The 25,067-nt window shown below is 50.8% G+C and carries 16 protein-coding genes; 5 read left to right on the top strand and 11 right to left on the bottom strand.

Translation table 11 applies throughout. The features are described from left to right. Positions 1-51 precede the first annotated feature (51 nt). Positions 52-2,370: a patatin-like phospholipase family protein gene (locus tag A8O25_RS10450; RefSeq protein ID WP_066834491.1), complete on the top strand. Its 2,319-nt coding sequence runs from the start codon at positions 52-54 to the stop codon at positions 2,368-2,370. Between the two features lie 519 nt (positions 2,371-2,889). On the opposite strand, the gene A8O25_RS10445 is transcribed toward A8O25_RS10450, so the two are convergent. The 7 genes from A8O25_RS10445 to A8O25_RS10415 all read right to left on the bottom strand — a co-directional run bounded on the left by A8O25_RS10445 (position 2,890) and on the right by A8O25_RS10415 (position 11,672). Continuing rightward, positions 2,890-3,606, bottom strand: a complete 717-nt coding sequence (locus A8O25_RS10445) for a head GIN domain-containing protein (RefSeq protein WP_066834489.1) — start codon at positions 3,604-3,606, stop codon at positions 2,890-2,892. A gap of 194 nt (positions 3,607-3,800) precedes the next feature. After that, positions 3,801-4,286: a fasciclin domain-containing protein gene (locus tag A8O25_RS10440; RefSeq protein ID WP_066834487.1), complete on the bottom strand. Its 486-nt coding sequence runs from the start codon at positions 4,284-4,286 to the stop codon at positions 3,801-3,803. 111 nt (positions 4,287-4,397) lie between these two features. Continuing rightward, entirely contained in the window at positions 4,398-5,033 is a 636-nt protein-coding gene (locus A8O25_RS10435; protein ID WP_066834485.1) for a rhomboid family intramembrane serine protease, read from the bottom strand. A gap of 168 nt (positions 5,034-5,201) precedes the next feature. Further along, entirely contained in the window at positions 5,202-6,170 is a 969-nt protein-coding gene (locus A8O25_RS10430) for a polyprenyl synthetase family protein (protein WP_066834480.1), read from the bottom strand. A 310-nt stretch (positions 6,171-6,480) separates the two neighbouring features. After that, complete coding sequence (gene rnr / locus A8O25_RS10425; protein WP_082893569.1) at positions 6,481-8,844, bottom strand: ribonuclease R; 2,364 nt, start codon at positions 8,842-8,844, stop codon at positions 6,481-6,483. 538 nt (positions 8,845-9,382) lie between these two features. After that, entirely contained in the window at positions 9,383-11,203 is a 1,821-nt protein-coding gene (locus A8O25_RS10420) for an ABC transporter ATP-binding protein (RefSeq protein WP_066834478.1), read from the bottom strand. Between the two features lie 58 nt (positions 11,204-11,261). Further along, positions 11,262-11,672, bottom strand: a complete 411-nt coding sequence (locus A8O25_RS10415; protein WP_241498991.1) for a lysozyme inhibitor LprI family protein — start codon at positions 11,670-11,672, stop codon at positions 11,262-11,264. Positions 11,673-11,919: 247 nt separating this feature from the next. Here A8O25_RS10415 and A8O25_RS10405 point away from each other — a divergent pair, with 247 nt between their 5' ends. Then, entirely contained in the window at positions 11,920-12,528 is a 609-nt protein-coding gene (locus A8O25_RS10405) for a hypothetical protein (protein WP_153042697.1), read from the top strand. Between the two features lie 127 nt (positions 12,529-12,655). Here A8O25_RS10405 and A8O25_RS10400 read toward each other — a convergent pair whose 3' ends face one another. Beyond that, positions 12,656-13,291: a lipoprotein signal peptidase gene (locus A8O25_RS10400; RefSeq protein ID WP_066834472.1), complete on the bottom strand. Its 636-nt coding sequence runs from the start codon at positions 13,289-13,291 to the stop codon at positions 12,656-12,658. An 87-nt stretch (positions 13,292-13,378) separates the two neighbouring features. Further along, positions 13,379-16,924, bottom strand: a complete 3,546-nt coding sequence (gene ileS, locus A8O25_RS22485) for an isoleucine--tRNA ligase (protein WP_074987969.1) — start codon at positions 16,922-16,924, stop codon at positions 13,379-13,381. A 606-nt stretch (positions 16,925-17,530) separates the two neighbouring features. Here ileS and A8O25_RS10385 point away from each other — a divergent pair. After that, positions 17,531-18,622 (top strand): dipeptide epimerase, encoded by a 1,092-nt coding sequence (locus A8O25_RS10385; RefSeq protein ID WP_066834573.1) that lies wholly within the window; start codon positions 17,531-17,533, stop codon positions 18,620-18,622. Positions 18,623-19,161: 539 nt separating this feature from the next. On the opposite strand, the gene A8O25_RS10380 is transcribed toward A8O25_RS10385, so the two are convergent. Continuing rightward, positions 19,162-20,658 carry a glycine--tRNA ligase gene (locus A8O25_RS10380; protein WP_066834469.1) on the bottom strand — a complete coding sequence of 499 codons (1,497 nt, stop codon included), beginning with the start codon at positions 20,656-20,658 and terminating at the stop codon, positions 19,162-19,164. A gap of 216 nt (positions 20,659-20,874) precedes the next feature. Between A8O25_RS10380 and A8O25_RS10375 the strand changes: the two genes are divergently transcribed. Both A8O25_RS10375 and A8O25_RS10370 read left to right on the top strand, forming a co-directional pair. Beyond that, positions 20,875-22,281 carry an inorganic phosphate transporter gene (locus A8O25_RS10375; protein ID WP_066834467.1) on the top strand — a complete coding sequence of 469 codons (1,407 nt, stop codon included), beginning with the start codon at positions 20,875-20,877 and terminating at the stop codon, positions 22,279-22,281. A gap of 401 nt (positions 22,282-22,682) precedes the next feature. Continuing rightward, complete coding sequence (locus A8O25_RS10370) at positions 22,683-23,819, top strand: hypothetical protein (RefSeq protein ID WP_066834465.1); 1,137 nt, start codon at positions 22,683-22,685, stop codon at positions 23,817-23,819. A gap of 112 nt (positions 23,820-23,931) precedes the next feature. On the opposite strand, the gene A8O25_RS10365 is transcribed toward A8O25_RS10370, so the two are convergent. Next, a complete protein-coding gene (locus tag A8O25_RS10365; protein WP_066834460.1) occupies positions 23,932-24,420 on the bottom strand; it encodes a hypothetical protein in 489 nt (162 codons plus the stop codon). Positions 24,421-25,067: the final 647 nt, after the last annotated feature.

Below are 25,067 nucleotides of genomic sequence, written 5' to 3'. Positions count from 1 at the left end.
GGGTGAAGCGGCGCACTGCTTTTCTTACCTGAAGTTCAAATTGCTACCTATATGCGTCTCAACCGTTCTTTCTTCTGGTTCCCTCTGGCCCTGGTGCTCCTGTGTACCGGCATGGCCCCTGCCCAAAAAGTAGGCCTGGTCTTAAGCGGAGGGGGCGCCAAAGGGCTGGCTCACGTGGGGGTGCTCAAGGTGCTGGAGAAAAACCAGATTCCCATTGATTACATTGTGGGGACCAGTATGGGGGCCGTGGTGGGAGCTCTGTACTCAGCGGGCTACTCCCCAGAAGACATTGAAGAACTGGTGCTGTCGCCCAGGTTCCAGTACTGGGTGTCTGGCCGGCAGCTGGAAGACCATGCGTTCAACTACTTCAGCCTGGACCCCTCCCCGGCAGCCCTGAGGTTACCGCTTGTGCTTAAGTCAAAAGTTAAGGTGCAGACCAGCCGGGGCCTGATCAATGACGTGAACCTGAACTATGCCCTGGCCTCTACCCTGTCTGCCGGCAGTGCCATTGCCCGATATAATTTTGACAACCTGTTTGTGCCGTTCAGAGCGCTTACCGCCGAAATCTTTACCCGCCAGCAGATTGTGCAGCGCAGCGGCTCCCTGGCAGACGCCGTCAGAAACTCCATGGCGGTTCCGCTGGCGTTCCGGCCCATCAGGCAGGCAGACGGGCGTTACCTTTTTGACGGCGGCCTTTTCAACAACTTCCCCACAGACGTGATGCGGAAGGAGTTCAAACCAGATGTGATCATTGGCGTGAACGTGGGCGATGTCTCTTTTAAGAAATACCCGCATGAGAAAGATGATGAGATTCTGGGCTCCTCGCTCATATTCCTGAGTTTTGACGTGGCAGACACCACCGCCGTTGGCCCTGGCGGCGTTTTGATCCAACCTGACCTGGAAGGCTATGCCACCACTGACTTTGCCCGGGTAAAAGAGCTGATAGACATTGGCGTGAAGACCACAGAAGAAAAACTCCCCCAGCTGCAACAGCGCATCGCCAGAAAAGCAGACTCAGTGCAGCTGGAGAAACGGCGGCATAATTTTAGGGAGAAGGCCCCTACCCCCAAATTTGTACGCGTGCAGGTGCAGGGGCTCAAAGAAAGTCAGAATGACTATGTAAGCAAATTTTTTCTCAAGCAGGGGAAAAACTACACCATTGATGAGATTGAAGAGGGCTACTACCGGCTGGCCGCCAATGACTTTTTCAGGAGTATTTACCCGCGCATCAACTATGACAGTGCTGCCGGGGGCTACGTGTTGAGCGTTGATGCCCGCCAAAGCAACAATGCCACCGCAGAGGTGGGTGCCGTGTTCAGCACCCGCCCGGTAGACAACCTCTACCTGGGGCTGGAGTACCGTTACCTCAACCGGCTTCTGTACACCGTGGGTGCCAATGCCAACATAGGCCGGTTTTATTCTGCAGGCCAGTTTGGCCTGCGGGTAAACGTGCCGGCACGGCTGCCTTTCTATGTGGAGCCTTCTGTGATGTACCAGAGCCTGAACTACCAGGACACCAATGATTTTCTAGACCGCGGGGTGGCCGCCAGCACGCAGGTGCGCCTCAGGGACTTCAAGGTGGGCTTGCAAGCGGGCATTAGCCATAACTTCAGGAGCCGGTTTGTGCTGGATGGGGCGTGGTTCTCCAATGAAGACCAGTATGCCAACATGGAGAATGTTTCATCAGCTGACCGGCTGGATGAGACAGATTTAAGTGGCCTCACAGCAGCCGTCCGGTTTGAGCGCAACTCCCTCAACCGGAAGATGTATTCCACCAAGGGGCACCGGGCCGTGCTGGGCCTTAGAGGGGTAAAGGGGTCTGAACTGTACCGCCCCGGCTCTACCGCCCTCGCCACAGACACCAGAGAGGCAGACCACCAGTGGCTCCAGTTTTCGGCCACGTATGAAGGCTATTTCCCGTCTGGGAATGACAAGAGAAGCTGGGGCTACTTCTTTGAAGGAATGGTCAGCACCCAGGGCAAGTTTTCCAATTATAGGTCTTCCCTCACCACGGCCCCCACTTTTCTGCCGCTGCCAGACTCCAGAACGCTTTTCTTAGACAATTACCGCGCCCCCCGTTACGCCGCCGCCGGTCTGCGGTACTCTAACACCTTCTGGACAAGGTTTGAATGGCGCACTGAGGTGTTCACCCACGTTCTGCACCAGCCCTGGAAAGAAGGCGAGCTGCAGCAAGCGGTTAGAAGTTCTACGTTCAGCCGGCCCTACCTCACTGCCAGCTCTGGCATCATCATGCAGCTCCCCATTGGCCCCGCCGCCCTTCATGTCATTCATTATGACAACAGAGTACACCGCTGGTCTGTCTTTGGCCACGTAGGCTTTCTGCTGTTCAGAGGCCGTACGCTGCAATAGAAATAGCCCCTGTGGATAAATGCTCCCGTGTTTTTGGCCTGTTTTTCTGAAAACAGGCCAAAAACGTCTTTAGCGGCTCAGAATTCCAGTATTTACGTTTTATAAACAGACGCAGCGGAAAGCATTAATTGCAGGTTATCCACACTATTGCATCTGCTGTTTTTCTTTTTTCCTGAAATGCACGGGCAAGAGGACAGTAGCGTTTTCAGCTTGTTTTTCTGAAAACAGGCCAGAAACAGAAGGTCCCTGTTCGGCTAGGGTTGCACCATACCGGGCAGAGAGTTAGCTTAGGGAAGGCACTTGGGCGAGAAACGGTACTAGAGATGGTGGTGGCTACTTAAAAGAAGCGCCGAAAGAAAAAAAAGAACAGCAGGCATCTGCGGTAAACCGCAGAGTGGGGCTGCCTGCTGTCCGGCTATATCTTTGGCTTAGGGAATAAAACCAAAGGAAGAAAGCTCAAAAGGGGGAAATGTACTTTTTTGCAAAAGTACAGGAAATAACCTGAAACCAGGTAAGAAGTTAGCTCCGGCGCTTTACAGAACCGCTACCGCTCACCCGGCTGTCTACACTGGGGGAACCGTCATAGTACACGTTGCCGCTCCCGCTAATGCTGGATTTAAGGGTAGACTTGGCATTTATTTCGCACTTGCCAGAGCCGCTGATGCTCACCTGGGCCTGGTCAGTCTCAAAGGCATACCCACGCAACGCACCAGACCCGCTGATAGACACTTTGCTCTCTTTGCCTTCGCCTTTCAGCACAATACTACCGGAGCCTGCAATGCGACTGGAAACTTCGTTTACCCTGGCAGACAGCTTAATGCTACCAGAACCACTCACGGCCAGGTCCAGATTATCTGCCTTGAACGTATCTTCGCTGGTGATTTTACCGGAACCGGCCACTGCAATGGCTTCTACCCGGGGCATAGTGATGTAGATGTTCACGCGCTCCTTGTTGTTCCAGCTCATGTTCCAGTGGCGTTCTTTGGTTCTGATGTTCAGCTTCCCGTCTTTTACCTCGGTTACCAGATCTTTTAACTGGTCAGCGTCGCCTTCTACCTTCACGCTGTGGGTATTGCCCTGGCGCAGAACAACGTTGGCCGGATAACTCAACCCTATTTTGGTGAAAGCGCCCACGTTCCGGCTCTGCTCCTCCACCAGACGGGCAAAGGTGAAAGAAGACAGGGTAACCACCAAGGCTACAAAGGCAAGCAACGGGAGAAGGTTCAGCTTTTTCATGACAGATTTGGGTTTTGTTACATGCTAAAGATGAAAGAGAAGGCCTGAGGGTTGCTTCTGCAGGCAAAAATTTCTAAGAAAATTTCTGCGGTTCTGTTTTTAGCCTGTTTTTCTGAAAATGGCCCTAAAACAGAAGACATAAAAAAGGCTGCCCAACTGGGGCAGCCTTTTAACATTCACTATACAATAGTCTTCTAGAAATTTGAAGCCGTGGCGGCAGGCTGAAAAGCTCCTTTCAACTGGTGCATCACCCCGTTGGCAAATACCTGGTCAGTGGCCTGCAGCCTAACCCCGTCTACAATGACAGCTCCTTTCTTTTTGCAGATGCGCAGTTTGCCGCCGTTAATGGTTTGCACATCAGCCCCGTCTCTCAGGTCTGCGGCCGTATAAGCCCCTTTGACAATGTGCTTAGACAGAAATGATCTCAACGTTTCTGGTGCTTCGCTCTGATATTTGGCCAGTGCCTGCGGCGAAGGGGCAAAAAACGTATACGCCTCCCCGTTAGAAAGCAAGGGCATGAGCCCGGCTTTGGTCACCAGTTCCAGTAACTCCTGTTGGTTGTTCGCTGCCAGCCCCTCGCCCACGCTCATGCGGGCTGTTTTAGCAGACGCTGAGGTTCCCGTGGCCAGAAACGCCTGCGCCTGGCCGCTGGTCTGAATGGCTACCCATAAGAATAGCAATAACAATATCTTTATAGAATGTAATTTCCGCTCCATCTGTTCCTCCTCTCCTTTAGCCGTTTCTACTTGATTATACGGCCATTCAGAAAAAAAAGATGGAAAACGCTATTTTTAGAAAAGTCCAATTGAACTCCTAATCATACCCAGGAAGGCAGAAAGGTGGCCAGGCACCAGGATCAGGCTCAGGATAAACCCGAAGGCGGCCCCGTAAAAGTGAGCGCTGTGGTTAATGCCGTCATTGCCTTTCTTGCTAAGGTAGTAGGAGTAAAACAGGTACAGCGCCCCAAAGATGTAGCCCTTGATGGGCAACGGGATAGGGAAAATAATCAGCTCTGTGAGGGGGTTAAAATAGATGCTGGCAAAGATAATGGCCGCCACCCCACCTGAGGCACCCAATGAATAGTACCGGCTGTCATTCTTATGCTTGAAGTAGGAAGGCAAATCTGACACAATAATAGCCACCAGGTACAGCCCCACATAGATGATGGCCCCTGTGGTCACCCCAAAAATGCCCATAAACTGCTGCTCTACCACGTTGCCAAAGATGTACAGGGAGAACATGTTGAAGAACAGGTGCATGAAATCTGCGTGCAGGAACCCAGAGGTCAACAACCGCCACCACTCGTTCTGCTGCGCCACACTCTGCGGGTGGTGCACCCAGTTTTCCATCAGGTTCTGGTTCCTCCAGGCATACAGCGAGGCAACTACCGTAATGGCAATGATGATAAAGGTGATACTAAGGGGCATGGAACAGAGAATAGAGATGATACCAAAAGTAAGCTTCTGCCCTTCAAGAACAAAAACCGTGCTGAAGCCTTCATGCGAGGGGAATGAACTTTGTTGAAAATTCTATACCCCTGTTTTCGGCCTAATTTAATAAAAACAGGCCAAAAACAGGAGGCACCACTCCGTTTGTCAACTCTCCCGCTCAATGAGTTGAATAGCCAGAAGACGCAGCAGTTCCTTTTTACTGTTCAAGGCGTTTACCTCATTCAAATGATGCAACCCCTTTTGGAAATAGTGGTTAATCTGGTTCTGGGTCACTTTCTGGATTTCAAGCCCGTCATAAATCTCCTTTACCGCCTGTACCTTCTCCTGCTCATTGGCCGTTTGCCCCTGCCATTGCAACAGCTCCTGCTTTTGCGTGGCAGATGCCCGCTCCAGGGCAGTCAGCAACAGATATGTTTTCTTGTCAGAGACAATGTCGCCGCCTACGCGCTTGCCAAATTTGGCCTGGTCACCGTACACGTCCAGCAGGTCATCGCGTAGCTGGAACGCCAGGCCCATGTTAATCCCGAACTCTTTCAGATGCCGGGCATCTTCTGGGGCGGCGTTGTTGATAAGTGCGCCCACTTCTAAGGCAAAACCCAGCAGAACGGCTGTTTTCAGCTTGATCATGTGCAGGTACTCGTCAATCTGCACATCTTGGCGGGCTTCAAACTCCATGTCCAGCTGTTGGCCTTCACAGACCTGGGCGGCGCAGGTAGAGAAAAGTTGCAGCGCCGTGGCCAGTTTCTCCGGCTCAATGCCTAAGAAGAACTCATAGGCGCGCACCAGCATCACGTCTCCGCTCAAAATGGCGGTGTTGGTGTTCCATTTCTCGTGCACGGTCTCTTTTCCGCGGCGCAGCGGGGCCTGGTCCATGATGTCATCATGCATGAGCGTGAAGTTGTGGAAAACCTCTACCCCAATGGCGGGCATCAAAGCTTTATCCACATCATCATGGAAAAGATACGCCCCCAGTAACGTCAGCACCGGACGCACCCGTTTCCCACCCAGTTCCATCATATACCGGATGGGCGCATATAGTTCATCTGGCTGCTGCCCGTACGTGAGCGTGGACAGCGTCTGGTTTATTCGTTCAGAGAAATGTGAAATATCCACAGAAGAAATCTTTAATGTTCAAGCCGATTAGCGGCTGAGGTAATCAAATTAGTAATAACGTGGCCATTCCCTAAGTTCTTCCCCTTCTCTCTTGTCATCCTGAAAGGATCTTGGTGGCAAGCTAGAAAGACAACTCCTACTACAGTTCGTCTACAAGATCCTTTCAGAAGACATAAGGGGGAGTGACACACACCCAAAACTACTGTAAAATCAGGAAACAGGCGGTTTTGTTTTCTGGGAAAGAAGAAAAAAGCGTTTTCAGCCTGTTTGTCTCAAAACAGGCCAAAAACGCCTTTACCTTATTAGCCAACTACTTTTTGGCCACGGTATCAATGAGTTCCAGGTCAATGGTGCGCTCCAGCACATTGGCGGCTTTCACCTCCACAATCACCTCATCTCCAAAAGAAATGATGCGCTTGTTGTTCTGGCCAATGATACGGTAGTTGGCGGAGTCCAGTTCATAGAAATCATCCTGCAAATCGGCGAGCCGAACCATGCCTTCGCACTTGTTCTCCTCAATCTCCACGTACATGCCCCAATCCGTCAAGCCAGAGACAATGCCTTTGAACTGCTGACCAATAAACCCGGAGATATATTCTACCTGCTTGAACTTAATGGAAGCCCGTTCAGCGTCTGCGGCGCGTTTCTCCATGTCTGACGAATGCAGGCAGCGCTCTTCGTACTCCTCTTTCTCGGCGGTGTACTGCGCGTGGTTGTACTGGTCAATGAGGCGGTGCGCCATCATGTCTGGGTAACGCCTAATGGGCGAAGTAAAGTGCGAATAATGCGCAAATGCCAACCCAAAGTGACCTTCCTCCTCGGTGCTGTACTTGGCCTTGGCCATGGTTCTGATGGCCAGGTTCTGCAGCACGCTCTGCTCCGGTTTGCCCTCCGTAGCATCGGCCAGCTTGTTCAGCTCTTTAGAGATGTCTTTGCCTTCCTCCAGGTCTACCTTATAGCCAAACTTACGCGCGAACAAGGAGAAGTTCATCAGTTTCTCTGGGTCTGGCGCGCCGTGGGTACGGTACACCATGGTGAGCTTGTTCTTGCCTTTGCGCATCTTGTACACATGTTCGGCCACGTATTTGTTGGCCAACAGCATGAATTCCTCAATGAGTTTGTGGGCGTCTTTGCGCTCTTTCACATAAAGAGAAAGCGGTTTGCCGTTCTCATCCAGCTTGAATTTCACCTCAATGGTTTCAAAGTTCACCGCGCCGTTCTTGAAGCGCTTGTCTTTGAATTTCTTGGCCAGTTCGTTCAGCTTCAGGATTTCCTCTTTGTAATCGCCTTCACCGGTTTCAATCACCTCCTGCGCCTCTTCATAGGCGAAGCGGCGGTCTGAATGAATGATGGTGCGGCCAATCCAGTACTCATGTACTTTGGCATTCTCATCAATTTCAAAGACGACAGAGAAGGTCAGCTTATCTTCATTTGGTCTTAAAGAACAAAGGCCGTTAGACAGGCGCTCAGGCAGCATGGGAATGGTACGGTCTACCAGATACACCGAGGTGGCGCGCCGGTAGGCTTCCTTCTCCAAGCGGGTGCCCGGCTGCACATAATGCGTTACGTCTGCTATGTGCACACCAATCTCCCAGTTGCCGTTCTCTAGCTGACGCACACTCAAGGCATCATCAAAGTCTTTGGCATCGGCGGGGTCAATGGTGAACGTGGTTACGTCCCTAAAGTCGCGGCGCTTGGCAATTTCCTCTTTGGTGATGACGTCTGGAATGGCGTTGGCTTCCTGCTCTACTTTCTCGGGGAACTCAAACGGCAACCCGAACTCGGCCATGATGGCGTGAATCTCGGCGTTGTGTTCCCCGGCAGGGCCGAAGGTCCGGATGATTTCGCCCGTGGGGCTTTTATTGGGGTCTTCGGGCCACTCGGTAATCTTCACCAGCACCTTGTCGCCGTGTTGGGCATCGGCGAGGCCGCGCTCGCCTACGAACACGTCAAAGTACATGCGCTTCATGTCTGCCACCACAAACCCGAAGCCTTTTGACATCTCCAGCCGCCCTACAATCTCTTCGCGCTCGCGGTGCAGTACCTCTACTACTTCGCCTTCTGGGCGCTCATTGGGTCTTCTGCTCTTGCGCAGCTGCACGCGCACGGTGTCACCGGCCATGGCGAACATGAGCCGCTCCACGGGCACGCGTATATCTTGCTCTGAGTCTTCGCTAATCACATAGGCATGGCGGCCGTTGGCCAAATCTACTTTACCCACCATGGTAGGCCCGCCCCGGCGCGAAGCGCCACCAAAACGGTCACTATCTCTACGGCTGCTGCCGCGCTCTCCGCGCCCATCTCTATCAAAACCACGTTCAGAAGAACTGCTGCCTTTAAACTCTGGGTTAAAGATATACGCGTCTTCCTGCAGATGAATGAGCTCGCCGTTTTTGCGCATCTTCTTCAAGAGCCCAAACACTTCTTCGCGTCCTTCTTTGTCATTGACGCCCAGGCGGCGGTGCAGCTGGCGGTAGGTGAATACTTTCTTAGGCTCCTGGCTGAAAATGTTCAGTAATACTTCCCTGGAGACGGTGCCCGCGTTTTGACCACGGCCACCGCGGCCGCGCGAACCGCCTCTCTCGCCTTTGGGGGCGCGGCTGTCTTTTCTTCTACTATCAGACCGTGGGGCGGCATCTTTGCCAGCGCCTGGGCCTCTTCTTTTTCTTTCCATTAATTCTTTTCAAAAGTACTTGGCGCATTCTTATTCGGTTTGCCAAGGGTGGCAGTTCATTTTTCTGCCTTATCAATTTATTTCTTTTTTGCTTTCCGCCGCGGCGGAAAACGTTTTTCTGTTTCTGGCCTGTTTTTGGGAAAATAGGTTAAAAACGTCCCTAGATTCAGAGGCAACCTATTGCGCCTTCACTACTTTATATCCCACCCACATACATCTATATTCCCCATTTTATCATTCTGGAAGAATCTTGTGGGCAAGCTAGAAAAGCGTTTACTCAACAGTAATTACCGTTCTTCACCTGTTCCTTTCAGGAAGACAAAAAGAGAGAAAGCTTTTGAATTCCATCTTATCAAGTTCCTGAATTTCTGCGCAGGCTACTTTTCCGTTTTTAGCCTGTTTTGGCGAAAACAGATCAAAAACGCCGGCACAAGCGGACGCTTGCGCCATGGCTAAGTAAATGCAACTGCTGTTTTGGGCCTGTCTTCAGGAAAATGAGCCGAAAACGTAGGCTTACCTTAGCGTTTCGCAAATATATTCATTCGTCTATACTTGCTTTATATGCTTTTCGTTTCTCTTGCGCCGCTAAAATATCTGCTAATTCTCCGGTGGGCACAGCTTGTAGCAACGTTTTGGTGTACGCGTGCTGCGGATTACTGAAAATTTGCGGCGCGGGGCCCTGCTCCACTACCTGGCCTTTGTCCATGACCAACAGGCGGTCTGCCATAAACTTGGCTACTGCCAAATCATGCGTGATGAACAAGATGGTAAGGTGGAACTCGCGTTTGAGGCGGTTGAGCAAGTTAAGTACCTGTGCTTGCACAGATACGTCTAACGACGAAACTACTTCGTCACAGATGATACACGTGGGTTCCAGCGCCAGGGCGCGCGCAATACAGATGCGCTGCTGCTGTCCGCCGGAGAATTCATGGGGATAACGTTCAAAATGTTCAGGGAGCAGCCCTACGGTTTCCAGTAGTTCCAGGGCGCGTTGCTTTCTCTCTCTGCTACTTTTTAACACCTGATGCACCTGCATGGGTTCCATGATAGCCTCCCCAATTTTCATGTGCGGGTTGAGCGATGCGTACGGGTCCTGGAATATCATCTGGAAGTCTTTCCGGCTGCGGCGCAGCTCTTCTTTGGGCAGATTGCCCCAGTCTTTGCCGTTGAAAAGTATCTTGCCCGAACTTGGTTCTATCAACCGTACTAACGCGCGGCCCAACGTAGTTTTTCCACAGCCAGACTCCCCTACAATGGCCATGGTTTCTCCGGGGAAAACCTCAAAGGAAACGCCATTTACCGCTGAAATTCGCTCTTTCTGCTTCAAAAGAAAGCCGCTACTCACAGAGAAGCCTACGTGTACATCTTCTACCTGCAACAGCGGCTGCTCCGGCTCCTTTCCTGGCTGTAGATTGTGTGATTCTGCCGTGATAGGTGCTGCTTTGTCCACAGCAAAAGATGGTTCTTGAGAAAAGGTTTCCTCCCTTGCTACAACTTGTTTATCGGCCTTGGCCGAAAGGAAATCTGCAATGGTGGGCAGCACCCTTACCTGCGTCTTGAGCGTAGGCCGGCAGGCCAGCAGGGCTTTGGTGTACGGGTGCTGCGGTTGGGTGAAAATGTCAAGGGTGGTGCCTTGTTCCACTATTTGGCCTTGGAACATGACCAGAATCCTGTCGGCCATTTGAGCCACTACGCCTAAGTCATGGGAAATAAAGAGGACCGAGGTGCCGTTTTTCAAGCGCAGCTCGTTCAGCAAGTCCAGAATGGCGGCCTGTACGGTGACATCAAGGGCGGTGGTAGGCTCATCGGCAATCAAGATAGACGGTTCACAGGCCATGGCCATGGCAATCATCACCCGCTGCTTCTGCCCCCCTGACAACTGGTGTGGAAAACTCCTGTAAATCTTCTCCGGCTGCGGCAGCTGTACCATCTCCAGAAGCCGCAGGGTACGCTGGTACGCCTCTTCTTTGGAAATAGGCAAGTGGATTTGCAAGACCTCCATCACCTGTTTTCCACAGGAGATAACGGGGTTCAGAGAAGACATGGGGTCCTGGAAAACAATGGAGATATCATTGCCCCTTATTTTCTGCATCTGCTTCTCGGGCAGAGAAAATAAGTCTATCTCCCCTAACTTGGGAGAATTGAAAAGCGCATTTCCTGCTACTGTGGCTGACTGCGTCTCCAGCAGCTGCATCAATGACAACGCCGTAACCGTTTTGCCGGAGCCGGATTCCCCCACTATGGCCAACGTCTCCCCTTTCTGCAGTTGAAAAGACACATTCTGCACCGCCTGCACCAGCCCCTGCCGCGTTTGGAACTGTATGCTTAACTGGTCAACTTGTAGAAACGGTTTTTTCAAGGAGGAGATGTTGAGGGCACTTTTCTTTAGGAGCTATTCTAAAATAAGGAATTGGGGCTTATTCTTTCTCTTTCACAGAGCCGGTACAGGCATCCGTTTCTTTGACACCTGTGAGCCATACCCGCAACTTTTTAATTCTTTCACTGGTGAGTTCTTCCAGAAAGGCTGCCCTGCAGATGGCATGAATGGAGCCATAGTGCCCTGGCTCCCGCTCTGGGTACTTCATTTTGAGTTCAGCATCTCTAAAGGAAACCCAGATTCTCTGTGAGGCTTTGAGATTAGAAATAAAGGCGGTATCTGATTTGTAGTAAGTGAGAATCTTCTGGTACACCTCATTCAATTCTTTATCAGCTTTCTGGTAGTCAGCGTACGCCTGGCGGTTCATTTCGGCCTGCGTCTGCCCAAAGCAGTAACCTGTAAGAAACAAGAAGAAGATGAGGAACAGATTTTTCACACTATGCTTCGTCAAAAGTTTTATGATTCCTGTTTTGGGGCTGTTTTTATGAAAACAGCTCCAAAACACCTTTTTAAATACCCACTAATAAGCCAGGCGGTGTACACCAAAGATAGCCAAATACCCTTACAACCAGAATCTCGTATAGAGGCAAAAGCGAAGCAAATTTGGCATTGGGCACAACTAAAATAGAGATTCTTAAGTAATGGTCTTTACCGCATGATAGGCTTCTGCTTTCAGATCTTCAATACCACACCTTTTTATGAAACACATTCACTACTACGCATCCTTTTTATTCAAGTCATTCTTAGCCGGTATCTTCTGCCTTTTAGTGGCTCAAAGTGCTTCTGCCCAGCATATCTATAAAAACAACTTTAGAACGGGTGTGGGCTTCGCCTATATTGTGGAAGGCGACAACAGCGGCGCCATCTTTACCCAACAGTATACCCGCGAGTTGAGTGACCGGTTGAACTTTTCTATCTCTGGGGAGTACCTGAGCTCGTCCCGCTATGACCAGAGCAAGGAGATTTTTACCTCCCGCAAGGCCTTTGTGATGTTTGATGCCTCGCTTTTCTTTGATTTAATTGAAAGTGAGAAATATTCCATTAGAATTGGCGCGGGTCCGGCGGTGCGGAGACGTTCTGAGGTAGACCTGGTACAGGGCGCCCTGGGAAATAATACCACGCCGGGAACTACCGCCGGTGAAAACTTTATTCATAGCCGGGAGAAGGACTTTGGCGGAAAGGTAGTGCTGGAAAACGACTTCTTCAGTGACAACCGCCTATTCTTTGGCTGGAGGGCCTCTGGCTACTTCTACAATGCCGGTACGTCTATCTTCTCTGCCGGCCTGACCATGGGCTACTCGTTTTAGTTGTTAGTTCTTGGTTATTTGTTATTCGTAACCTTAAGATTTTGCGTTTTCGGGCTGTTTTTCTGAAAATAGGCGAAAACAGATGTACCATAAAAAGAAAGGCCGCTTCTGGGAGCGGCCTTTCTTTTTATGCTTCTACTATGTTTATCTCCTGCGGATTGCTGTTCTCCAGGTTCTGCTTTTGCGGCTGGTGGTTCAGAAACTTGTTCTGGTTGAGAATGATAATGGCTACTCCCACAAAGATAGCGGCATCTGCAATGTTGAAAATAGGCCAAAGCGACATAGGCGTACCGCCGATGATGGGAATCCAGTGCGGCAGAATGCCTTCCCAGATATCAATGTAGAACATATCTATTACCTGTCCGTGCAGCCAAGGCGTAGGCGCATCATAAGGAGCATTGTCTAAAAACACACCATAGAAAATACTGTCAATCAAATTACCAATGGCACCGCCTAAAATGAGGCCCACACACCAAATCAACCCTTTGGGGTAACGGTGCTGCACCAGGTAGTAAATAAGGTAGCCAATGGCCACGGCCGCCCCCATTCTGAACACGGTCAATATAATTTTCCCGTACTCAGACCCCAACTCCACACCAAAGGCCATACCGGGGTTCAGCGTGTAGTGCAGTTTAAACCAGTCACCAAACACCGGAATCTGGCCGGGCAAGCCCATTTCCATGTTGAAATGCACCAACAGCTTCACGGCGTGGTCAATCAAAATCACCAGCAAGGTGACCAGGTAATATTTTGCGTACTTCATGTGTTGTATTTAGCTTTCTGTTTTTGGCCTGTTTTTCTGAAAACAGGCCGAAAACAGAAAGCGGTTCATGCTCTTTCTCAGATGTGGTTAGTGGGCTACTTCCAAATGTACTGGCAGGTTGAATTCGTCTAATTCCAGCACGGTGGCGTCAGAAATTTCCGGCACCAGCTTCAGTTCTACGGCCTGCACTTCCTCAGAAATATAGGCTCCGTAGGCTCTTAAAGCTGCGGCTACTTCTTCCTGACCTTCCTGCAGGAACACCCTGATTTTGTCCTGCACGTCCAGGCCGCTGTCTTTGCGCAGGTTCTGCAGACGGTTCACCAGTTCGCGGGCCATGCCTTCCAACTTCAGGTCCTCGGTGATGGTGATGTCCAGCGCTACCGTCAACGAACCTTCAGAAGCCACGAGCCAACCCGGGATATCCTCACTCAAAATTTCCACGTCTTCGCGGCTCAGCACGGTGGTGTCATCTTCGCCCAGCGGAATCTCAAAGAAGCCTTCGCGCTCCATCTTGGCGATGTCTTCCTGCCCCATCTGCTGGATTTGCGCGGTCACCAGCTTCAACTTCGGCCCGAATACCTGCCCCAGACGCTTGAAATTTGGTTTGATTTTCTTCACCAGAATGCCGGTAGTGTCTTCCAGGTACTCCAGCGTTTTCACGTTCACCTCAGAGAGAATCAAATCCTCAACCGCTTGCAGCTGGTTCTTCGTTTTCTCGTCTAAGATTGGCACCAAAATACGGCTCAACGGCTGACGCACTTTAATCATCTGCTTCTTGCGCAGCGAGTGCACCAGCGAAGAAACCGTTTGCGCCAAGTGCATACGCTGCTCCAAATCTACGTCAATCAGGTCTTGCTGCACGTCTGGGAAGAACTCCAGGTGAATAGATTCGGCTTGGCTGCGGCCACTCACGCGGTTCAAATCCAGGAACAGACGGTCCATGTAGAATGGCGCAATGGGTGACGCCAGTTTAGCCACGGTCTCCAGACACGTGTAGAGTGTTTGGTAAGCGGCGCGCTTGTCCTGGTTCAGTTCGCCTTTCCAGAAGCGTTTGCGGTTCAGGCGCACGTACCAGTTACTTAGGTCATCGGTCACGAAATCCTGAATGGCGCGGGCGGCTTTGGTAGGGTCATAGTCGTCAAAGAAAGCGGCTACTTCCTGCACCAGCGTGTTCAGGCGGGAGATAATCCAGCGGTCACTTTCGGTACGCTGCGCCACCGGCACTTCGGCCTCCTGGAACGTGAACCCGTCAAGATTGGCGTACAGCGCGAAGAACGAGTACGTGTTCTGCAACGTGCCGAAGAAACGGCGCTGAATCTCAGTGATGCCGTCAATATTAAACTTGAGGTTATCCCAAGGCGGAGCGTTCACAATCATGTACCAGCGGGTGGCATCCGGACCAAACCGACCGATGGTCTCAAACGGGTCAATGGCATTGCCGAGGCGCTTGCTCATTTTGTTGCCGTTCTTGTCCAGCACCAGACCGTTGGCAATCACGTTTTTGAACGCCACGCTGTCTTCCAGCATTACGGCCAGCGCGTGCAGCGTGAAGAACCAGCCGCGGGTTTGGTCTACGCCTTCAGCGATGAAGTCTGCCGGGAAGTTTTGCTCAAAAATCTCTTTGTTTTCAAACGGATAATGCCACTGCGCGTACGGCATGGCGCCCGAGTCAAACCACACGTCAATGAGGTCGGTTTCCCGTTTCATGGGTTTGCCGCTTGGGCTTACCAACACAATGTTATCCACATACGGGCGGTGCAGGTCAAAGCTGTAGTAGTCAAAGTCTCCCATCTGGAACTGGGCATTTTCGTCCTCAGCGCCAATGGCCTTTTTCAACAGTTCCTCGGCCTTGTCCAGCAGAGATTCTTTCTCACTAGCCTCTGCGGTTGCGCCCGTCCCTCCTGCTTTGCGTAGCGGGTTTTCGGTCATCACGCCGGCGGCAACACTGCGTTCAATCTCGCGGTCCAGTTCTACTACTGAGCCAATACAGATTTCCTCGTCGCCGTCTTCGGTGCGCCAGATAGGCAGCGGCGTTCCCCAATAGCGGGACCGCGACAGGTTCCAGTCTACCAGGTTCTCCAGCCAGTTACCAAAGCGGCCACTTCCGGTTGATTCTGGTTTCCAGTTGATGGTTTTGTTCAGCTCAATTAACCGTGATTTAACCGCGGTGGTCTTGATGAACCAGGCATCCAGCGGGTAATAGAGAATCGGTTTATCCGTCCGCCACGAGTGTGGATACGTGTGCTCGTATTTCTCAACCTTGAAGGCCTTGTTCTCTTCTTTCAGGATGATGGAGATGATGACATCGGTGTTTTTGTAATCCGGATGGCTTTCATCTTCATTGGTGTAGTTCTTCACGTAGAAGTCATCAGGCCCCAGCGGTTTGTGGGTTTTGATGTTGTACTTCTGTACGCCTTCCTGCAGCCTCAGCCCAATCTCGTTGATGAATTTTCCCCGTTTATCAACAGTGGGTAACTCATTGCCCAGCTCATCTTTAACGGTAAGCGCCGGAATGCCGTGTTGCTTGGCTACCCTAAAGTCATCGGCCCCGAAGGTGGGCGACGTATGCACTACGCCGGTTCCGTCTTCGGTGGTCACAAAGTCACCGGCAATTACCTGGAAGGCTTTGTCGGCGTCATAGAACGGCTGCAGATACGGCATCAGTTGCTCATACCTTAGACCTACTAATTCCCGGCCAGTGAACTCCTGCACCATCTCGTACGGAATAGCTTTGTCTCCGGGTTTGTAATCTGTGAGAGCTAAGTCTTTGTTCTTCTCTGAGAAATATTTTCCTACCAGCGCCTTCGCCAGAACTACGCTCACGGGTTGGTGCGTGTACGGGTTGAAGGTGTTGATTTGTACGTAGCTAATTTTCTCACCCACGGCCAGTGCGGTGTTAGACGGCAAGGTCCAGGGCGTGGTGGTCCAGGCCAGGATAAAGACATCGCCCGTAGGGCGCGTGAACAGAAAATCTGATTGCGCGTCTCTAGTGACTTTGAACTGCGCCACAATAGAGGTGTCTTTTACTTCTTTGTAGCAGCCCGGCTGGTTCAACTCATGCGAGCTAAGCCCCGTTCCGTCTGAAGGCGAGTACGGCTGAATGGTATAGCCTTTATACAGGTAACCTTTATCATAGAGTTTCTTGAGCAGCGCCCAGTTTGACTCTATGTATTGGTTGTCAAAGGTGATGTACGGGTTGTTCAGGTCCACCCAATAGCCCATGCGCTCGGTAAGGTCGTCCCACTGGTGCTTGAAGCGCATCACGGTTTCGCGGCAGCGGGCATTGTATTCTTCTACCGAGATGGTCTTCCCGATGTCGTCTTTGATGATGCCCAACTCTTTCTCTACCTGCAGCTCAATGGGCAGACCGTGGGTGTCCCAGCCGCCTTTACGCACCACCTGAAATCCCTGCAAAGTTTTGTAGCGGCAGAAAATATCTTTCACGGCGCGGGCCATTACGTGGTGAATGCCCGGGGCACCGTTGGCCGAGGGTGGCCCTTCATAGAATACGAACGTGGGGTTGCCCTCGCGGGTCTCTACCGACTTCTCGAAAACGCGGTTCTGCTTCCAGTAGGCTCTCACCTCTTCGGCCAGACCGGCATAGTCTAATTGTTTATACTCGTTGTACTTCACCTTTTTGAATGTATGGTGGGTTCGCTGAAATTTACGTGGCTGGCGCTTCAGAACGTCTCTTGTCCTGAAGCAACGCTTGCTGAAACCGGCTGCCGCCGACATATTGGCGCACAGCTTCTTTGGCTCAACTTAGCAAAGTTAAGCAATAATTAACTTGTGCACGGGTTCTGCCCGTTTTTTCCGTTTCCGGGCTGTTTTCCAGAAAATAGCCCGGAAACGGAAAAGTCAGCTCAAAGTTCTTAGGTTTCTAAGAGAACATTCTTTCACTGATGCTGGCTAATTAATGCTGGCGCGAGTCTCTGACTCGTGCCTTTTAGTGGGTAGAGTCTCCAGACTCCCGGTTCCGGCTTATGGTTTCCGGCGAGTCTGGAGACTCGCATCACCTTTGTCACGAGTCAGAGACTCGCGCCAGAAATTGGTAGAACCAGTAAACTTCTTTTCCGTTTCTGGCCTGTTTTCTGAAAAATAGGCCAGAAACGCAAAGCCGTTTCATGTAGGCCTGACTGTTGATTCCCGCGAGAAAAGCCGCGGTAACTAAATCCTGAAAATTTTAAAGAATCCTGAAAATCCTGCTTTTCTTTGCTCCTCTACTTATTCACCTATTCTATGGCTCCCACCCAAATTGTCTCGGTACGTTTTCAACCGCTGAACCTCCCTTTGAAAGAACCTTTTGCCATTGCCACGGGCACACAATACAACGTGGAAAACGTGCTGGTGCAGGTGGAGTTATCCAGCGGAATAGTGGGTTTGGGAGAAGCTGCGCCGTTTCCGGCGGTGAGCGGCGAGACGCAGGAAAGCACACTTTCCACGTTGAAAGGCTTGGAGCCGATGCTGCTAGGGAAAGACGTGCGGGAATGGCGTACGCTGGCAAAAGAATTATCCACCCTCGCCTATGACGCACCCGCAGCTCGTTGCGGGGTGGAAATGGCCTTGTTGGATGCCCTTTGTCAACAGTACAACATGCCGCTCTATGTGTTCTTCGGAGGAGTGGGCACCGAGCTGAACACTGACTTGACCATTACCGCCGGAGATGAAGCCCATGCCGCCGCCTCGGCCAAATCTATTGTAGACCGCGGCTTCTCTGTGATTAAAGTCAAAACCGAAGGCGTAGATGTGGACTATGATGTGCGCCGCCTGCAAGCTATTCACACCGCCGCCCCCCAAGCCACGTTGATTGTTGACGGAAACTGCGGCTATGATTTGGCCCGCGCCCAAACGTTTGTCCACAAGGCCGAAGCGGCGCAACTCCCTATTATTCTGCTGGAACAGCCGCTTCCTCGGGAAAACTGGGAAGACCTGAATGTGTTGGCAACCTCCTGCCCTTTCCCCATTGCCGCTGATGAATCGGCGCGCAGCGCCGAAGATGTGGCCCGTCTGGCCCAAGACCGAAGCGGGGCGGTTGTCAACATTAAATTGATGAAGTGCGGCGTGCTGGAAGCGCTGCAGATGGCGGCGCTGGCGCAAGTGCATGGCTTGGGCCTCATGATTGGCGGCATGGTAGAAAGCCTGCTGGCTATGACTTTCTCCGCGCACTTTGCAGCGGGCATTGGCGGGTTTGACTTTGTAGATTTAGATACGCCCCTGTTCATTGCCGAGCACCCGTTCACCGGCGGCTTTGACCAAACCGGTCCTTCTTTAAGATTGCAGGCAGACGTGGCGGGGCATGGGGTGAAGATGGCTGCGCCGATGGTTGGGTAAAATTCCTGATAAAGCTTGTGAAAGCGTTTTTCGCTGTTTTCTGGAAAACAGGCCGAAAACGCTTTTTTTTTTAGCCTCTTATGTAGATACTCCCCCTTTGAAAACAGAACAGATTATATTCTAACTACAAGATGCTAAGGTTGCTCTTCCGGATTTGCAATCCGGAAGCAAGTACTGAGGAGATTTGTAATCCCCGTATCTGCACCTTTGAACGGCAAAAGCCGCGGATTGGAAATCCGTAGGATATTCAAGTTCGGGATTTGAAATCCCGAACAGCGGTGACATACGCGATAGCAATTATTGGGAACGCCATGACCGGCTGGTGTCAACATCCCCTACCCCCTTCAAAGGGGGAATATCTACTGGAGTTAGGGAATATCTCCTAGAGTGGAAGGATTATCATGTGGGAAACTTTATTTCTCTATTTCACCACTGTCTGCATCTTTCCACAACAAAAAAGGCGCTCCTGCGGTGGGAGCGCCTTTTTTGTCTTATCTGTTTCTGGCCTGTTTTGGTGAAAACAGGCCAGAAACGCACAATTACAATTTCTCGAAAATACGCTTGAAGCTCACGGCATCGCCAATGTATTGGCGCAGCTCAGAGATGTGCATGCGCTTCTGCTCACGGGTATCTCTTTCACGTACGGTGACGGTGTTGTTCTCCAGGGTCTCATAATCAACCGCAATACAGAATGGGGTTCCAATCAGGTCTTGGCGGGTGTAGCGCTTGCCAATGGCGTCGCGCTCTTCGTAAATCATGTTGAAGTCAAAGCGCAGGTCGTTGAAGATTTCCATGGCTTTTTCTGGTAGTCCGTCTTTTTTCACCAGCGGGAACACGGCGGCTTTCACCGGGGCAATGGCAGGGTGGAACTTCAGGAAAGTACGGGTCTTGGTGTTCTCGCCTTCGGTGATCTCCTCTTCCTGATAGGCGTTGCAGAGCGTCATCAGGAACAGACGGTCGGCGCCTACGGAGGTTTCCACTACGTATGGCACGTAGTTTCCATAGGGTTTGCCGTCTTCATTGAGGTCGTTGTCAAAGTACTGCTGTTTTTTGCGGCTTAGTTCCTGGTGCTGGGTCAAGTCAAAGTCAGTGCGGGAGTGGATTCCCTCCACTTCTTTGAAACCGAACGGGAATTCAAACTCAATGTCAACGGCGGCGTTGGCGTAGTGGGCCAGTTTCTCGTGGTCATGGTAGCGTAGTTTTTCGGCGGGCACGCCGAGGGCCTCGTGCCAGTTACGGCGCATGGTTTTCCAGTGCTGGTACCATTCCATCTCAGTGCCAGGCCGCACGAAGAACTGCATCTCCATCTGCTCAAACTCGCGCATTCTGAAGATGAACTGACGGGCCACAATTTCGTTCCGGAAGGCTTTTCCAATTTGGGCAATCCCGAAGGGTACTTTCATACGGCCCGATTTCTGCACGTTCAGGAAGTTCACAAAAATTCCCTGGGCAGTCTCGGGGCGTAGGTAAATGGTGCTGGACTCCTCGGCCACCGAACCTACTTGTGTGGAGAACATGAGGTTGAACTGGCGCACCTCGGTCCAGTTGGAAGTGCCTGACAAGGGGCACTTTATGCCTTCTGCGATAATGAGTTCCTGTACACCTTTCAGGTCTTCGGCCTCCAGCAGACGCGCCATTTGGTTGAGCAGGTTCTGCTTTCTTTCCACATCACCGGCTTTCTCATACTCGGCGGCTTTCTCCTCTATCAGGACATCGGCGCGGTAGCGCTTCTTGGAGTCTTTGTTGTCAATCATGGGGTCGTTGAACGAGTCAACGTGGCCCGAGGCTTTCCAGGTGAGCGGGTGCATGAAGATGGCGGCGTCAATGCCCACCACGTTCTGGTGCAGCTGGGTCATGCACTTCCACCAAAGTGTTTTGAGGTTGTTTTTCAACTCCACCCCGTTTTGGCCATAATCATACACGGCCTGCAGGCCGTCATAAATCTCGCTGGACGGGAACACGAAGCCGTATTCCTTGGCGTGCGAAATGATATCTTTTAACTGTGCGTTTTCTGTGGTTTTCTCAGTAGTGCTCATACGCGCAAATATAGGGGTTTTGGTGGCACATACGTTTTTCAATTTGAGAGAACTAGGGTAAAGGCGAAATAGAACCGCATCTTTCTGAGACATTTTACCGCTTTTTAGTAGCGGTTGGGCGTATGTTACCGCAATGTTATCTGATTTAACAATTCGGTAACATTCAAAGGAAATTAAACAGGTACTTTTGGCGTCTTTTTTTTACTCTTTAAATCTATGTTCGGCTTAGAAACTGACTTGTTGATCCTGCTGGTAATCTGTTTACTGGCAGCCTGCGCCTTTGAGTTTGTGAATGGTTTCCATGATACGGCAAACGCAGTGGCCACTGTTATCTACACCAACACACTGCGCCCCTGGGCGGCCGTGATCTGGTCTGGCTTCTGGAATTTCATTGGCGTGTTTGCCGGCGGTATTGGGGTAGCCATGGGGATTGTGTACCTCCTGCCCATTGAGACGCTCATTGACCAGGACGTCTGGCACGGCATTGCCATGATTGGGGCCCTGTTGATCAGCGCCATTCTCTGGAACCTGGGCACGTGGTACTACGGCTTACCTTCCTCCAGCTCCCACACGTTGATTGGCTCCATTCTGGGTCTGGGGATTGCGTACTCCCTGCTTCCGTCTACCAACGGCGCCACTTTTGCCTGGAGCGAGGCTACCAAAACCGGCATGTCTTTGATTGTGTCTCCGTTCCTGGGCTTCACCCTCACGGTATTCCTGATGTTCATCCTGAAGCGCTTTGTGAAGAACAAGACCATTTTCAAGGAGCCGCATAAACGCAAAGCCCCGCCGTTGTGGATCAGAATTATCCTGATCATCACGTGTACGCTGGTTTCTTTCTTCCATGGTTCTAATGACGGACAGAAAGGTGTGGGTCTGGTCATGCTGATTCTGATTGCCATTGTCCCTACCTATTTCGCCCTGGACCATACCAAGAACCCGTTTGAGCTGCAGACCTCGCTGGTAAAAGTAGAGCAGGTGTTGGGCAAAGTAGACAGCACGGTTCTTTCTGCCTCAGATGCAGAGGAACTGCGTAAGTTAAACGCCGAAGTGCTGGAGATGAAAGGGATTTTTGCCGCCAGCGCCGGTTTAAAAGAATTACCCAAAGATGACCGCTTTAAGCTCAGAAGAGACATTCTGCTCATCACCAAAGGCACTGATAAATTGATGGAGAGCAAAGACGTGAGCCTGAGCCCCCGTGACCGTGGTACCTTGAAAGAAGGCGTAACGGGTATGCGGGCTTTCACAGACTACGCGCCTAACTGGGTGATCATGATGATTGCCCTGTCACTGGGCATAGGGACCATGATTGGCTGGAAACGCATTGTAAAAACCATTGGCGAGAAGATTGGGAAAGAGCATCTCACCTACGCCCAGGGTGCCTCTGCTGAGTTTATGGCGGCCAGTGTGATTGGCTTCTCCACGTTTGTCTTCAAACTGCCCGTTAGTACTACCCACATTCTGTCTTCTGGTATTGCCGGTAGTATGGTGGCTAACCGCGGTATCAAAAACCTGAACCCCAGCACCATCAGGAACATTGCCATGGCCTGGGTGTTAACCCTCCCGGTTTCTATGTTTTTATCAGGCACGCTGTTTCTGCTCTTCCGGTGGATGTTCAGTTAACCTGTAATTTCCCATAAATTAAAAGGGGGTGCTGATATTTCAGCGCCCCCTTTTTTGTGCCCCGCACCTGCCGTTTTTCCACCTACGGTGTCTGTTGACAAGTTAGAGAAGGGGGCTCACTCTTTGACCTCTTCTTTCTCAAATTATGCCCTCTGTTGACGCGGAGCCGGTATTTTGTATAAAGGTCTCTGGTGGATAACCTTACTTCTACTTTTTCTGTTTTTGAGCTGTTTTCAGAAAAACAGCTCAAAAACGCACTAGGTGACAGAGGTTTCTCCTGCATTCAGGAACTGGCTTTGCTGGGATTGAATATGTACCTGGTAGTTTTTATCTCGTATGTATTTTGATAATTTCAGCTTCTCCTACTTTCAATATGCCTCAACTAACCCTCCCTAATTTTCATGGCTAAATCAAGAAAGAGTAAAGGTTCGCTGGTTCCTGCCCAACCTTACAAGTTCAGAAAGAGAACCGGTGTGCTGGACCTGCTAATCCGGAAGGAAAAGAACTTTCTTTACTTCATTGCCTTCTCCCTTATTCTGTGCGGGGCAGTTTATCCCTACACGCCGGTGGCCATGTGGGTGGGTTTTGCCTTTGCCGGGTATTCTGCCATTGCCAATGACAGCATCCAGACCATAGGCACGTTCATTGTTTCTAATGAAGACAAGAAATGGTACTGGCAGTGGCTTTTCATGGGCGGCATCTTTCTGGCTACTGTCTTCTACAGCTGGTACATGTTTAACGGTGACGTGACGTACCAGCGGTTGGCTTCTAAAGGCTTTAAAGACACGCCAGAGAATTTTGTGTTCCTGCAGCTGGCCTCCCCGGTGATTCTCCTGCTCCTGACGCGCTTTAGAATTCCGGTGTCTACCACGTTCATGCTGCTGAGCGTGTTCACCATTGACTCCTCCGCTATTTTCAGCATGGTGAACAAAAGCCTGCTAGGGTATGTGGCGGCCTTTCTGGCGGCGCTGCTGCTTTACCTGGGGCTGTCCCCTATCATCAAGCGTTTCATCAAAGGCGAAGCTCATGGCGCCTGGATTTGGGCCCAATGGATCATTAGTGGGTTTTTATGGCATACCTGGCTGGCGCAGGATCTGGCCAATGTGGCGGTTTACCTGCCCCGCCAGCTCAGTTGGGTGGAGTTCTCGGTGTTTGCAGGTTTCATCTTCTTTGGGTTGGCGTACCTTTTTTACAGGCGCGGTGAGAAGATCCAGCATATTATCAATGAGAAGTCTGAAGTACGGGATGTGCGCAGCGCCACCATTATTGACCTGATCTACTCTATTATCTTGTACTTCTTCAAAGAGGTGAACAATATTCCTATGAGTACCACCTGGGTGTTTGTGGGGCTGCTGGCGGGCCGTGAGCTGGGCATGCGCATCAGGGCCAAAGATTCTGGCAGCAAGTTCTCTAAAACCTTTAAACTCATTGGGAAGGACGTTTTCTCTGTAGCCATTGGCCTGGTGATCTCTGTGCTTCTGGCCATTGCCATCAATCCTGCCATCCAGGATGAAATCAAAGCTTTTTTCACACGATAAACCTCCACTCTCACCCAACAAAAAAGGCGATCCAGATTTGGACCGCCCTTTTTTGTTAGGTAGATGTTTCACGTTTTTGGCTGTTTTTCTAAAAACAGCCCAAAAACGGCTTTTAGCCTTCGTTGTTTTCAGCTGGCCATAGTACCTCCAGGTTGTCATCCATGTGCACCCCGAAGTTTACGGCCAATAGTTTGCCTTGCTCAAAGTACAGGTCAATCATCTCCTTGTCATAAGAGAGGCAGGTCACGTTGTCTTCTATTTTCTCTTTCTCAACGCTCTGTATTCCGTGTTGCTTGAAGAGGTCTTCTACCTCTTGCTGGCTTAGTTCAAATATCTTCTTACCCCAGAGGGTCACGTTGGGGTTGGCCGTCTCAATGCAGCTCAAACGGTAGTCGTCTTCCTGGTCAAAGTAGAAGGAGAAGCCGGTGTCCCAGTAGTTCCAGGCCTTGTGCTCAAACTCGTCTTCCTCATCTGACTCTTCTATTTCTTCGGGCTCGCCCATGATCTCTTCCACGTCGTCCATGGTCAAACCAAATCTTAAGTCGCCAATGCCGTAGCCCAGCTTTATCTCATGATCGAATTGCTCTTTGTCCTGTTCCATAGTTTTCTTACGGTTGTATGGTGCCGTTTCTGGCTTACTTTTTATAAAACTACTCAAAAAATACCGGGTATCCACATGTTCAGGCGGCAGAGGCCCTTATTTCTGAACCGGGCCGCGCCCCAGCTCCCCTTTCTCCTTTCCGGTCTGCGCGAGTTTCCCACTTTTCCACGGGTTCCACCTGATATCTATTATAAAATGAATTTTTAAATAAGAATTTTCTTCATCATTAGGGATGTGCAGAAGTGGACAACTGTGGAAAGCCCGGAGTTATCCTGATCAGTGTTAAGAAAGGAGTCTTCTGTTCACATTTTTACTTTCTGCTGTGGATTCTTTTGGGTTCTTCTTCAAGTACTTAAATGGTCTTTCCACTTTTTCACATTCATGGCCGTGGAAAGAGGGTTAAAGTTATTCGCAGGTGAATAACTTTTTGTTTCTGTAGATTTTATTCACCGTCTCCCACATTTTGCTCTTTGCGTGCTATGTTTCACGGTGGGCTACTCTCAATTATCAAGTTTATTGCGAGTTTATCCCGATTTTTGTCCACAGTTTTCCACGTTGTTTCCACCATTTGTGGAGGAAGGGTCTAATTTCAGAGATACGGCAAAAAAAAATTCCTGTTTTCGGGCTGTTTTTAGAAAAAAACAGCC

Source organism: Rufibacter ruber, assembly GCF_001647275.1.
Lineage (GTDB): Bacteria > Bacteroidota > Bacteroidia > Cytophagales > Hymenobacteraceae > Nibribacter > Nibribacter ruber_C.
This window is presented reverse-complemented; position numbering and strand designations above follow the sequence as displayed.

Bases quoted from the DNA above. Each gene is read 5' to 3' on its own strand.
- A8O25_RS10450 (WP_066834491.1), top strand. From the start codon at position 52: ATGCGTCTCAACCGTTCTTTCTTCTGGTTCCCTCTGGCCCTGGTGCTC.
- A8O25_RS10445 (WP_066834489.1), bottom strand. From the start codon at position 3,606: ATGAAAAAGCTGAACCTTCTCCCGTTGCTTGCCTTTGTAGCCTTGGTG.
- A8O25_RS10435 (WP_066834485.1), bottom strand. From the start codon at position 5,033: ATGCCCCTTAGTATCACCTTTATCATCATTGCCATTACGGTAGTTGCC.
- rnr (WP_082893569.1), bottom strand. From the start codon at position 8,844: ATGGAAAGAAAAAGAAGAGGCCCAGGCGCTGGCAAAGATGCCGCCCCA.
- A8O25_RS10405 (WP_153042697.1), top strand. From the start codon at position 11,920: ATGAAACACATTCACTACTACGCATCCTTTTTATTCAAGTCATTCTTA.
- A8O25_RS10400 (WP_066834472.1), bottom strand. From the start codon at position 13,291: ATGAAGTACGCAAAATATTACCTGGTCACCTTGCTGGTGATTTTGATT.
- A8O25_RS10385 (WP_066834573.1), top strand. From the start codon at position 17,531: ATGGCTCCCACCCAAATTGTCTCGGTACGTTTTCAACCGCTGAACCTC.
- A8O25_RS10380 (WP_066834469.1), bottom strand. From the start codon at position 20,658: ATGAGCACTACTGAGAAAACCACAGAAAACGCACAGTTAAAAGATATC.
- A8O25_RS10375 (WP_066834467.1), top strand. From the start codon at position 20,875: ATGTTCGGCTTAGAAACTGACTTGTTGATCCTGCTGGTAATCTGTTTA.
- A8O25_RS10370 (WP_066834465.1), top strand. From the start codon at position 22,683: ATGGCTAAATCAAGAAAGAGTAAAGGTTCGCTGGTTCCTGCCCAACCT.
- A8O25_RS10365 (WP_066834460.1), bottom strand. From the start codon at position 24,420: ATGGAACAGGACAAAGAGCAATTCGATCATGAGATAAAGCTGGGCTAC.